A 12209-nucleotide genomic window follows, 5' to 3' on the forward strand; every position below is an offset into this window, starting at 1 on the left:
TTGTGCCGGGTTTTTTGTTGCTGATTATAGATCGGTTTCAAACAGAGTTCCGTTCAGGAATCCTTTGAAGCAGTGCGCCCCACATCAGCACGAGGTTTGTATGCGCGCGGACCGGTTATGATCGGATCTATACTCTGAACGTTGATTGCATCTCCAGGAACCAAAAGTTCCTGTTGAGCCGAAATACCGGGCATCGATTCTGATGGCATTTCGGGTAAGGGCTGCATGACAGCAGGCTTCTTTAACACTGATGCAAGTTTGCCCACGGGTTCATTTAAGTTTGGCTGATTTTCTGGAGCGTCGTGCGCATTTATATAGATGCTAACACCAAGACCGGCCACGAAGACGGTGACGCCCATTACCGCCAATTTCGTATGGATCGAGAAGAAACTGGAACGACTAACAGGAACAGACTTCGCAACGGCATCATTCGGATGCTTATCGCGTTTCGACTTCTTTGGTCCATTCCACTTCTGCACCATACCGGCAGTCTTCACATTCCAGATGATTGATTCGACTGCATGTTATCATGGTTAACAAAGCTTTTCCGAAGCTTTCGCATTTGGGAAAATTTCAGATATGGATTGGTGCTCGGTCGAGAGAATTGAATAAGGGGAGCGTAAAGGAAACCACTGCGCGGTGGTTTCCAGTGTCAAGCAGACCTATCGATCAAAACTGATGGCGGAAACAGCTTTGATGGCATTGCTACGCAGGAATAGATCAAGTGTCAGAGTGCGCGGGCTGCCTCAAGGACGGCCTCGGCATGGCCTGCCACTTTTACTTTTTCCCAGATGTGCGCGATACGGCCGTCGGCATCGATCAAGAAGGTAGCGCGCTCAACGCCCATATACTTGCGGCCATACATACTCTTTTCGACCCAAACGCCATAAGCTTCGAGGGCAGTTCTGTCTTCATCTGCTGCCAGATCGACAGTCAGTTCGTGTTTTTTACGAAACCTGGCATGTTTTTCTGCGTTGTCGGGCGATAGGCCGATAATGCGAGCACCGATTTTGTCGAATTCCGGCTTTAATTGGGAGAAGGCTATGGCTTCTTTGGTACAGCCTGACGTGTCATCCTTGGGATAGAAATAAAGAACGACTGGTTTGCCTTTGAGCGACGACAAGGTGATCGTACCGCTATCTGATGGCAAAGTGAAGTCGGGTGCCAGATCTCCAACTTGGGGACGAGCCATATCTAGGCCTTTCTTTTATGGATAAACGGGGAAACTGCCTGTTACACTTCGAGCTATCGCATTCGGACCGGGCTTGTGCAACCGTTCAAGCTCATCCCGTCTGTTGATCCTGACGCGTTACCCAAACTCGAATAGACGACCACTTGCTCGGATGAAATGCAGAATTAGAATGAAAAACATTAAGTTATCGAATTCTTATAATCTGCTTTGTGAGAGGTTCCACTTGCGGAAACTAGACGTTCGGCTGGAATATTGACAGATAAACCGCGCAAAATCCGCTTTAGCAAGCGTGAGATGAAGAGAATCGAACGCCTCGCAGCTGAAGGCGCGGACGAGGTTGTGCTTCCTTCAATGCGGTCCCGGCGCTCGTTTATGTCCTGGTGTTCGCACGCGTTTCTTTCCTTGTGCATCGTTCTTGTTCTGACTGGTGGTGTGGGCTTCGTCATTTTGCGCGGCGGCGTTAACAGCGACCTCTTGCGTGACGAAGCTCAAAAGAGCCTGAGCGGAATTCTTGGCAAAGATGCTTCGGCCACGATCGGGAGTGCCGGATTATCGCTGGATCAGAATAGTCTGGTTGCGATGGAGGCACGAGATGTTTCGATTGTCGACCCGAAGCAGGGATTAGAAATCAGGAATATCAAGTCAGTGCGCCTTGGATTGGCGCCTTTGCCTTTGCTGACGGGAAAGGTGCGTGTTGCTGAGCTGGAGGTGGACGGCGCTTCTTTCGATCTGCCTGAAAAAGAAGGTGCTGGCTTCTGGAAGTCCCTGCCATATGACAACCGTGGCTACATCGATTTTGATGCTGTTTCTGAAGAGCTGTTCTCAACCATGCGGCGCAATCTTGAACTGTTGCGTGATCAGAACACCCAAGCCATCGGGCTGATGAACACAACAATTCGCTTCAAGACCGGCGATACGCAGCAAAGTATAGAAGTGCAGAAGCTTCGGTTGGTTGAAAACGCGGGAAAAATATCGGTTAAGGGCAGCGTCGTTTGGCAAAACAAGACGATCTCTGTCGACGGCAGTATTGATCGTAAGGGACATGAAGACGATCTGGATGCGTTCCAGATCAAGGTTAGTAACTTACCGATCGATCTGGGATCGCCAGAAGAGGTGGCACCGGTCATTGACGGTAATCACGTTAACCCAGCGCATTTTGACCTGAATGGCAAAGCGAGCCTTGCTCTTTCCGGCAAGGCTGCCAGCGGGGATGATCCTGAGCGGGTCATGGCCGAATTGACTGTCGACGGCATCGATATGGAGATTGGGCGCGTTACTGACGTTCGCGGAAGTGCAGTGCTGCGCATTGAACACGCAAGCGGTAGCGGGAAGATCGAAATCAAACCATCGCGCATTCAATTAGGCGGGATGAACGCGGAGTTCAACGGTGCTTTCGGACCGGAACCAGACGCGGACAATAATACGGGTAGTCCAAGCTATCGCTTTGAAGTGCTGACAAGTTCTGCCTCCAGCATGCCCGCGGAATCCACCGATCCAGAGCTGGCCTTTGGGGTAAAAATCGCCGGTCGCTTCTTAGCCAATCAACAGCGTCTTCAGTTCTCCAATCTTGATATCCAGACGAATACGGGCGAACTATACGGACAGGGAAGCATGGGCTTCGGTAGTGGCTCGCCCGAGATGATTTTCATGCTTCGCATTCCAAAGATGGCAGTCGCAGATGCAAAGCACCTTTGGCCTATCGATGTCGCGGATGGTGCGCGCGAATGGGTTCTGAAAAATCTCTTTGGTGGTACCCTCAAGGATAGCCACATTGATGTTTCCCTCGCGGGTGGACGATTCAATGGTCCCGGTCTGCCGCCGCCATTGACGGGTGAGGAGATCAAGGCCGATTTCAATGTATCTGACACGCGATTTGATGTGATCGGGGAGCTGCCTCCTGTTCGAGATGTTGCGGGAAGTATCTCGGTACGTGGCGCCCACACGACAATCAAACTGGCAAGCGGCGTTGCCTATACTCCGGATAATCGCAAGGCGTCTGTTTCAGATGGAACGCTGATCATTCCCTGGGGGCCGCAGCGGCCAGTTATTGCTAATCTTGATTTGCTCGTTTCGGGCGATGCTGCAGCGATTGCGGAAATCGCCGGCAAGAAGCCGATTGATGTATTGAAGAACGTGCCTTTTAAGCCTGAAGACGCGACAGGTGATGTTAAGGCACGGGTAAAAGTAGGCTTCGCAGTTTCCAAAGACGCACCTCCCGGCACCCTGACATGGGATGCTGATATCGGGTTCACCAACCTGGCCATTTCAAAGCCGGTCGGTGGTTCCATGGTTAGCGATGCGAATGGCAATATTGAAGTCGATCAGACGGCTGCTCTCATTACCGCAGATGCAAAGCTAGACGGTGTTCCCGCAAAGATATCTATGACCGAGCCTGTTGATCGCTCGGGACCTGCGAAACGTGAACAGAAGATCAAGCTTGAGCTTGATGACAGCTCTCGTAATAAATTGTTGCCGGGCTTGAAAGACTTGTTCTCTGGTCCGATTTCCGTCGATCTTGGCATGGAAGAGAATGGCAAACGGCACGTAACAGCAGATTTGGACAAGACCCAGATAGACTTGCCGTGGCTGAGCTGGCGCAAGGGCGGCGGTGTGCCTGCCAAGGCGACATTCGATCTGATTAAAAGCGGCGGCAATGACGGCAAGCTCGATATCCGCAATCTGGTTCTGACTGGCGATGCATTTGGCGCTAAAGGCAATATTTCGATTGCCGGGGGCGATTTCCAGTCGGCAGATTTCAGCGACATACGTCTCACTCGGTCTGATCGACTGAGCGTTAAAGCGACCAAAAGCTCCGGCGGCTATCGCGTAACAGTACGCGGATCTCAATTTGATGCCCGCTCTATTATCAAACAGATTGCAGACATCCAGAAAAAGAGCGAAGGCTCCGGCGGAAAAAGCCCGCGCGTGGTTGTCAGTGCGCAGATTGATGAAGTGAGCGGTTTCAACGACGAGAAACTGCGCAATGTCGCGGTTTCATATGAGAATGCAGGAAGCAAGATTTCTGGCGTGTCAGTGAATGCTGTCACCACGTCCGGCCAGGCATTCGCTGCAACCAACAACGATCAGGGTGATGCGCGGTCGATTTCACTGCAATCCAATGATGCCGGCGCTGTTCTGCGTTTCTTCGATTTCTACGACAAGATGCGTGGCGGCAAGATTACTGTGGGTCTTGCCGGGCAGGGCAATGGTCCACTGAGTGGTCAGATTGACGCCCGGAACTTTGCAATCGTCAATGAGCCGCGACTGGCAAAGATTGTGTCGAGCCCGCCGAGCAGCGGTGGCACCAGTCTTAATCAGGCAGTCAAACGCGATATTGACGTGTCGCGGGTCGATATTGAACGCGGATTTTCGCTGATCGAAAAGGGTGAGGGCTATCTGAAGCTTTCCAAAGGGGTCGTGCGCGGACCGTCTGTCGGGACCACTTTTCAGGGCACGCTGTATGATCCGCGTGGCAATATGTCGATCACTGGTACGTTCATGCCAGCCTATGGCGTGAATCGTATTTTCGGTGAAGTGCCGATCTTTGGCGCGCTGCTGGGCAATGGACGCGATCGCGGTTTGCTGGGTATTACCTTCAAGCTTGAAGGCAGCGCAAAGCAACCGCAGGTTATCGTCAACCCGATTTCAATTATCGCACCAGGTATCTTCCGTTCGATCTTCGAGTTTTGAGGCGGGCAAATCAGTTCAATAAAAAAGCCGGGCTAAACCCGGCTTTTTCTGTGTTGATGTGTTCTATCAGGCAGGACGGATGAGCACGTGGCGCTTCTTGCCAAGTGATACCTTGATAACGCCCTGCTCGTTGAGAGAAGACGCATTGATAACCATACGTGGATCGGTAGCCGGTTCATCATTGATGCGAACCGCACCGCCTTCAATATGGCGACGTGCTTCACCATTGGTGGCACAGAGTTCTGCAAGCACCATCAGCGCCAGCACGCCAATGCCGTCATTAAGCGTTGCCTTGTGTACGCCGACGGTTGGCAGGTTCTGCGATAGTTCACCTTCTTCAAAGGTTTTGCGCGCAGTTTCCGCAGCTTCTTCCGCAGCATTACGACCATGGAGGATAGCGGTAATCTCGGTTGCGAGGATTTTCTTCGCTTCGTTGATCTCCGAACCGCCAAGTTCAGCCAGCTTCGCAATTTCGTCCATTGGCAGCGTTGTGTAGAGCTTGAGGAAACGTTCTACGTCCGCATCTTCTGTGTTGCGCCAGTACTGCCAGAAATCGTAAGCGCTCAACATATCGGCATTCAGCCAGATCGCGCCGCCCAGCGACTTACCCATCTTCTGACCGGAAGACGTTGTAAGCAATGGCGAAGTGAGGGCATAAAGCTGTGGCGTTCCCATACGGTGACCGAGATCGATACCGTTGATGATATTGCCCCACTGGTCCGAACCGCCCATCTGCAAGCGAATGTCGTGACGCTTGTTCAGCTCCACAAAATCATAGGCCTGAAGAATCATGTAGTTGAATTCGAGGAACGAAAGCGACTGCTCGCGATCAAGACGCGTCTTGACCGAATCAAACGACAGCATGCGGTTGACCGAAAAGTGGCGGCCCACGTCACGCAGGAATTCGAGATAATTGATATTACGCAGCCAGTCGGCGTTATTGACCATCAGCGCGTCGGTTGGGCCTTCACCGAAGGTCAGGTAATTCGCGAAAACGCGTTTAATACCGGCAATGTTTTCGGCAATGGTATCTTCGGTCATCAGCTTGCGCGCTTCATCCTTGAAGGATGGGTCGCCAACCATGCCTGTACCGCCACCCATAAGAGCTACAGCCTTGTGTCCTGTCTGTTGCAGCCAATGCAGCATCATGATCTGGATCAGGCCGCCAGCGTGAAGGCTTGGCGCTGTTGGATCGAAGCCAATATAAGCCGTCACCGTTTCCTTGACCAACAATTCGTCGAGGCCGGTTTCATCAGACATTTGATGAACGAAGCCCCGCTCAGAAAGCGTGCGAAGAAAATCGGATTTGAAACCGGACATGTCCTTTTCCTGACTGATAAGGCGTGATTGATGTGAGCAGTAATAAGTGCTTACCGCATTATGGTATTTTGCCTTGTTATATTTTGCCTTTAACATCATTCAATCGGGAATAACAAGGAAACTCCGGCATGGCCGATTTGAAACGCGCTATAGGATTGATGAGTGGCACTTCGATGGATGGTATCGATATTGCTCTCATAACGACCGATGGTGAAAACTGGGTCGAGCGCGGCCCCTCAAGTGCGGTGTCTTATTCGGATGGCTTTCGCGCGCGGTTGAAGGCGGCACTCATTGATGCGCGCAGCATCACCGACCGAAATGAACGTCCCGGCATTCTCAAACAGCTCGAACATGACCAGACATTGCTCCATGCTGTCGCGGTTCAGGATTTTCTGCACGAATATGCTTTGCAGCCGGAAGAGATCGACGTTATCGGCTTTCATGGACAAACTGTACTGCATCGCCCGCGAGAAGCTCTCACAGTGCAGATAGGCGATGGGCCGCTTTTGGCTGCTGAGACAGGTATTCCGGTGATCTACGATATGCGCGCTGAGGATATGCGCCATGGCGGTGAGGGCGCGCCGCTGATTCCCGCTTATCACGCAGCACTTGCGTCCAATCTTCCGTTTGGCCTTGAAGGACCTGTGGTCTTCGTCAATATAGGTGGAATTTCCAATCTGACTTATGTCGACGAAGGCGGTACGCTGATCGCCTACGATAGTGGACCGGGTAATATGCTGATTGATCAATGGATGGAGTTGCACGGACAGGGCAGCTTTGACCCGGGCGGCATTACAGCGATGAGCGGCAGCGTCGATGATGTTCTGGCTGCGCGTTTTCTCGAACATGAGTTTTTCAAAGGAAACCGTCGCCGCTCGCTGGATCGCGGTGATTTTGTCGTTCCTGCAAAAGATGAGGCTTCAGTGGAGACAGGGGCACGTACGCTTGCCTATGTCAGCGCTGCTGCAATTTTGCGTTCAGCCTCTCATTTGCCGTCGAAGCCGCGTACTTATGTCGTGAGCGGTGGAGGACGCAAGAACGGAGCAATCATGACAGAGTTGAGCGCACTTGCTGAACGTGAAGGTGCAAGGGTGCTTGATGCTGACAATGCGGGTTTTGACGGGGATGCAATGGAAGCAGAAGCCTGGGGCTATCTTGCTGTGCGTTCGCTACGTGGGTTGCCACTGACTTATCCCACAACAACCGGCAGCGATAAGCCTGTTTCAGGTGGCGTTCTGGCTACCGTTTGATTGTCGCGCACTCAATCTGATGCACAACGGTGGCTTTAACAGCTCAGTAGTGAATAAAAAAAATCCGGCGAGTAGTCTCGCCGGATTTTGTTTTCGCTATCTTTAGCGAAGACGCTTAGGACGAACTTCCACCAGTTCGCCAGCAAGACGACGATCCAGATATTCGGAGCATTCTTCAATAAGAAGATCGCTTTGGCCTGCGAAGAAGTGGTTCGCACCCGGAAGCGTGTTCTGGGTAATAGTGATACCCTTCTGCGTCTTGAGCTTATCCACCAGACCCTGAACATCCTTGGGCGGCGCAACCTTGTCCTGATCACCATGGATGATCAGACCTGAGGATGGGCAAGGTGCCAGAAACGAGAAGTCGTAGGTGTTTGGCTGTGGTGCGACCGAGATAAATCCTTCGATTTCTGGACGGCGCATCAGAAGCTGCATACCAATCCATGAACCGAATGAATAACCGGCAACCCAGCAATTCTTTGAATCGGGGTGCAGCGCCTGCACCCAGTCGAGTGCACTTGCTGCATCCGACAACTCACCTGCACCATGATCGAACTCGCCCTGGCTGCGTCCGATTCCGCGGAAGTTGAAGCGAAGTGTCGTAAAGCCGCGCTGCTGGAACATGTAGAACAGATCATAGACGATCTTGTTGTTCATGGTTCCGCCGAACTGCGGATGCGGATGCAGGATCAGGGCGATTGGCGCGTTCTTTTCCCGGGAAGGCTGATAGCGGCCTTCGAGGCGTCCGGCAGGGCCGTTGAAAATGACTTCAGGCATGTGTACTCCGCTTGTGATCGGAAGATCGGCTTCAGAGTGGCGAACTTGACGTGGGGGTGCGCCGCTTCTAGAACCGATTTGAAATTTCGTTAGTCTGAACCGGAGTTCAGTACCTAATGTGGCTTAATAGGCTTTTCCTGATTGAAAATTCAAGAAAATTGCGCGCGAACTGCGTGCGAATAGCGTGCTGAGCCACTTTAAGATGTTGCTTAGGAGATAGTATCGGTGATCGGAACCGGCAAGAGGCTATATCTGGACTATAATGCCAGTGCGCCTTTGCTTGATGAGGCGCGCAATGCGATCATCGAGGCATTGGGCATTCCTGGCAATCCGTCATCGGTGCATCGTGAAGGCCGGGCCGCACGTGGGCTTGTTGAAGCTGCCCGTCGCAGTGTTGCGGCGCTGGTCAATGCCAAATCTGATCATGTTTTCTTCACGTCAGGCGCCACAGAAGCCGCATCAACACTGCTGACGCCCAATTACATGATGGGACGTGCGCCCGTGCGCATGTCGCATCTTTATGTCAGTGCGACCGAACATCCATGCATGCTGGCTGGCGGACAGTTTGCACCGGAAAATATCACCATACTGGCCGTTGATGAAAATGGTGTTCTCAAGCTGGATGTACTGCAACAGGCACTGGATGCGCATGACAAAAGCACAGGCTTGCCGCTTATTGCTGTTCAAGCCGCCAATAACGAGACCGGTGTCGTTCAGCCTATTCGTGAAATTGCGGCGCTGGTCAAATCCGCAGGCGGCATTTTAGTCGTTGACGCGGTGCAGGGTGCCGGGCGCATTAAATTAGATATTACGGATAATTGCGGGGACTATCTGATAATCTCGTCACACAAGATCGGCGGCCCCAAAGGCGTTGGCGCTGTGATTGCAATTTCTGATCTCATGATGCCGAAAGCGCTCGTTCGCGGCGGTGGTCAGGAAAAGGGACATCGTGCAGGCACTGAGGCATTGCCTCTGATTGCAGGTTTCGGCGCGGCAGCTGATGTTGCAGCAGCCCGTTTGAATGGCAGCGGTTGGTCGGCGCAAGCGCGAGACAGGCTCGAAGCCGGGCTTTTGGAAATTGCACCCAACGCAACAATTCATGGCGCAGCGGTTGAGCGACTGTCGAATACGACGTTCTTCTCACTTGAAGGTCAAAAGGCTGAAACGGTCCAGATCGCTTTTGATCTTGGCGGAATAGCACTTTCAGCTGGCTCAGCATGTTCTTCTGGCAAGGTTGGTCCGAGTCACGTTCTGGCCGCGATGGGGCAAGAGGATGGCCCAGGTGCGATCCGTGTTTCACTTGAGCCGGACGTTACCACAGAATCTGTTGACCAATTTCTTGAGGTGCTCGGCAAAATAGTTGCGCGTTACGAGCGTTCCAAGGCTGGATAATGCCGGTATCGGACGTAACCTTGTAAATTATTCTTGAATTTTACCGGCAAATTTAAAGCTGGGCTTGAAATTTAGTTTAGAGAGGTTTTAAAGAAGCGTCACGCACACTATATTGTGGCGACGATAGCGATTATCATCGCCCTGACGTTTGCAACTGTCGGACCTTGAATCTGACGAGGATGGAGAACGCCAATGCCTGCAGTGCAGGAGACCATTGATCAGGTTCGCGGCTTGGACGTGGACCAGTACAAGTACGGCTTCGAAACAACAATCGAAACCGAGAAGGCCCCAAAGGGTCTTAATGAAGATATCATTCGCTTCATTTCCGCCAAGAAAGACGAGCCGGAATGGATGCTTGAGTGGCGTCTGAAAGCCTATGAACGCTGGCTCACTATGGAAGAGCCAACATGGGCACGCGTCGAGTATCCCAAGATCGACTTCCAGGACGTCTATTATTATGCGGCGCCGAAGAATCAATCTGGCCCAAAGTCGCTTGATGAAGTCGACCCTGAATTGCTTCGTACATATGAAAAGCTTGGTATTCCTCTGCGCGAGCAGGAAATCCTTGCTGGCGTGCGCAAACAGGGCGATCCGAGCGAAATCGACGGAAACCCATCGGATAGCGTCTATGCATCGGGCCGCGTGGCTGTTGATGCTGTGTTCGACAGTGTTTCAGTTGTCACGACCTTCAAGGCAGAACTTGCTAAAGCGGGCGTGATCTTCTGTTCGATCTCGGAAGCCATTCGTGAGCATCCAGAACTGGTTCAGAAGTATCTTGCTTCGGTTGTTCCTGTTTCGGACAACTACTATGCGACGCTCAATTCGGCTGTCTTTACTGACGGTTCGTTCGTCTACGTGCCAAAGGGCGTTCGCTGCCCGATGGAGCTTTCGACCTATTTCCGTATCAATGAAAAAAATACGGGTCAGTTCGAACGCACGCTCATCATCGCGGAAGAAGGCGCTTACGTCTCCTATCTCGAAGGCTGCACCGCACCACAGCGCGATGAAAACCAGCTTCATGCAGCAGTCGTTGAATTGATCGCGCTTGATGATGCCGAGATCAAGTATTCGACCGTTCAGAACTGGTATCCGGGCGATAGCAGCGGCAAGGGCGGCATCTATAACTTCGTTACCAAGCGTGGCGATTGCCGTGGGAACAACTCCAAGATTTCTTGGACACAGGTTGAAACCGGCTCCGCAATCACCTGGAAATACCCATCCTGCATTCTGCGTGGCGATAATTCGCGCGGAGAGTTCTACTCGATTGCCGTATCGAACGGCTATCAGCAGATCGATAGCGGCACCAAGATGATCCATCTCGGCAAGAACACGTCGAGCCGCATCATCTCGAAGGGTATTTCGGCAGGCAATTCCAACAATACCTATCGCGGTCAGGTTTCAGCGCATCGCAAAGCTGAAAACGCCCGCAACTTCACCCAGTGCGACTCGCTCCTGATCGGCAACGATTGCGGTGCGCATACTGTGCCCTATATCGAGGCAAAAAACGCCACGGCACAGTTTGAGCACGAGGCAACCACCTCCAAGATTTCCGAAGACCAGCTGTTCTACGTCATGCAGCGCGGAATTCCGCAAGAGGAGGCAATCGCCCTCATCGTCAATGGTTTTGTGAAGGAAGTTATTCAGGAACTGCCAATGGAATTCGCCGTTGAGGCGCAGAAGTTGATTGGCATTTCGCTTGAGGGCAGCGTCGGTTAATTCGGCCCCCTGAATAGCTAACTGCCTTCCTGCATCCGATTTTCTGGCCAGCCCTTTAACTGGCATAAGCAGTCCTTCTGAAAGGCTGCGTTGAGAGACAAGGTTTATACCCATGCTTGAGATCAAGAACCTTCATGCAAAGATCGCCGATACAGACACCGAAATCATCCGTGGTCTGAATCTCACCGTGAACAAGGGCGAAGTTGCTGCCATCATGGGCCCGAACGGCTCTGGCAAGTCGACACTGTCCTATATTCTCGCGGGTCGTGATGACTATGAAGTCACCGAAGGCGATATTCTTTACAACGGCGAGTCGATCCTTGAACTGGATCCAGCTGAACGCGCTGCCAAGGGCATCTTCCTTGCGTTCCAGTACCCGATGGAAATTCCAGGCGTTGCAACGATGGAATTCCTCAAGGTTGCTATGAACAGCCAGCGCAAGGCTCGTGGCGAAGCTGAATTGAAAATCCCGGAGTTCATCAAGCGCGTTAAAGACGTTGCCGGTGGTCTTAATATCGATATGGCTATGTTGAAGCGTCCGCTGAATGTCGGATTCTCGGGCGGTGAAAAGAAGCGCGCAGAAATCCTGCAGATGCAGCTTCTTGAGCCAAGCCTCTGTGTACTCGATGAAACCGATTCCGGCCTCGATATCGATGCTCTGAAGATCGTTTCAGACGGTGTGAATGCACTCCGTTCGCCTGACCGTGCAGTCATCGTGATCACGCACTATCAGCGCCTGCTCGAATATATTGTGCCGGATAGCGTTCACGTTCTTTACAAGGGACAGGTCATCAAGTCGGGTGACAAGACACTTGCTCTTCATCTTGAAGAAAACGGTTATGCTGACGTAATCGGCGAAGCTGCTTGAGGAG

Annotated in this window: 9 protein-coding genes; 5 read left to right on the forward strand and 4 right to left on the reverse strand. The window is 52.2% G+C overall.

Annotated features, from left to right (window positions below; translation table 11 throughout):
- Positions 1–53 precede the first annotated feature (53 nt).
- Entirely contained in the window at positions 54–482 is a 429-nt protein-coding gene (locus tag CEV32_RS10895; RefSeq protein ID WP_094577146.1) for a hypothetical protein, read from the reverse strand.
- Positions 483–727: 245 nt separating this feature from the next.
- Positions 728–1192, reverse strand: coding sequence for a peroxiredoxin (locus tag CEV32_RS10900; RefSeq protein ID WP_094577147.1), 465 nt, complete (start codon positions 1190–1192; stop codon positions 728–730).
- Between the two features lie 294 nt (positions 1193–1486).
- Here CEV32_RS10900 and CEV32_RS10905 point away from each other — a divergent pair, with 294 nt between their 5' ends.
- Entirely contained in the window at positions 1487–4882 is a 3396-nt protein-coding gene (locus CEV32_RS10905; protein ID WP_094577473.1) for a DUF3971 domain-containing protein, read from the forward strand.
- A 66-nt stretch (positions 4883–4948) separates the two neighbouring features.
- Here CEV32_RS10905 and tyrS read toward each other — a convergent pair whose 3' ends face one another.
- Positions 4949–6202 (reverse strand): tyrosine--tRNA ligase, encoded by a 1254-nt coding sequence (gene tyrS, locus CEV32_RS10910; protein WP_094577148.1) that lies wholly within the window; start codon positions 6200–6202, stop codon positions 4949–4951.
- Between the two features lie 128 nt (positions 6203–6330).
- Between tyrS and CEV32_RS10915 the strand changes: the two genes are divergently transcribed.
- Positions 6331–7452 (forward strand): anhydro-N-acetylmuramic acid kinase, encoded by a 1122-nt coding sequence (locus CEV32_RS10915; RefSeq protein WP_094577149.1) that lies wholly within the window; start codon positions 6331–6333, stop codon positions 7450–7452.
- A gap of 102 nt (positions 7453–7554) precedes the next feature.
- On the opposite strand, the gene CEV32_RS10920 is transcribed toward CEV32_RS10915, so the two are convergent.
- Complete coding sequence (locus CEV32_RS10920; RefSeq protein ID WP_094577150.1) at positions 7555–8229, reverse strand: alpha/beta hydrolase; 675 nt, start codon at positions 8227–8229, stop codon at positions 7555–7557.
- 225 nt (positions 8230–8454) lie between these two features.
- On the opposite strand from CEV32_RS10920, the gene CEV32_RS10925 reads away from it, so the two are divergent.
- The 3 genes from CEV32_RS10925 to sufC all read left to right on the forward strand — a co-directional run bounded on the left by CEV32_RS10925 (position 8455) and on the right by sufC (position 12205).
- A complete protein-coding gene (locus CEV32_RS10925; protein ID WP_094577151.1) occupies positions 8455–9621 on the forward strand; it encodes a cysteine desulfurase family protein in 1167 nt (388 codons plus the stop codon).
- Positions 9622–9813: 192 nt separating this feature from the next.
- Positions 9814–11337 carry a Fe-S cluster assembly protein SufB gene (gene sufB / locus CEV32_RS10930; protein ID WP_094577152.1) on the forward strand — a complete coding sequence of 508 codons (1524 nt, stop codon included), beginning with the start codon at positions 9814–9816 and terminating at the stop codon, positions 11335–11337.
- A gap of 112 nt (positions 11338–11449) precedes the next feature.
- Entirely contained in the window at positions 11450–12205 is a 756-nt protein-coding gene (sufC, locus tag CEV32_RS10935) for a Fe-S cluster assembly ATPase SufC (protein ID WP_094577153.1), read from the forward strand.
- Positions 12206–12209 lie beyond the last annotated feature (4 nt).

The organism is Brucella rhizosphaerae, from assembly GCF_002252475.1.
Lineage (GTDB): Bacteria > Pseudomonadota > Alphaproteobacteria > Rhizobiales > Rhizobiaceae > Brucella > Brucella rhizosphaerae.

What these genes read in the sequence shown, in the direction of transcription:
- sufB (WP_094577152.1), top strand. Translation starts at nt 9,814, where the DNA reads ATGCCTGCAGTGCAGGAGACCATTGATCAGGTTCGCGGCTTGGACGTG.
- tyrS (WP_094577148.1), bottom strand. Translation starts at nt 6,202, where the DNA reads ATGTCCGGTTTCAAATCCGATTTTCTTCGCACGCTTTCTGAGCGGGGC.
- CEV32_RS10915 (WP_094577149.1), top strand. Translation starts at nt 6,331, where the DNA reads ATGGCCGATTTGAAACGCGCTATAGGATTGATGAGTGGCACTTCGATG.
- sufC (WP_094577153.1), top strand. Translation starts at nt 11,450, where the DNA reads ATGCTTGAGATCAAGAACCTTCATGCAAAGATCGCCGATACAGACACC.
- CEV32_RS10920 (WP_094577150.1), bottom strand. Translation starts at nt 8,229, where the DNA reads ATGCCTGAAGTCATTTTCAACGGCCCTGCCGGACGCCTCGAAGGCCGC.
- CEV32_RS10905 (WP_094577473.1), top strand. Translation starts at nt 1,487, where the DNA reads ATGAAGAGAATCGAACGCCTCGCAGCTGAAGGCGCGGACGAGGTTGTG.
- CEV32_RS10900 (WP_094577147.1), bottom strand. Translation starts at nt 1,192, where the DNA reads ATGGCTCGTCCCCAAGTTGGAGATCTGGCACCCGACTTCACTTTGCCA.
- CEV32_RS10895 (WP_094577146.1), bottom strand. Translation starts at nt 482, where the DNA reads ATGGTGCAGAAGTGGAATGGACCAAAGAAGTCGAAACGCGATAAGCAT.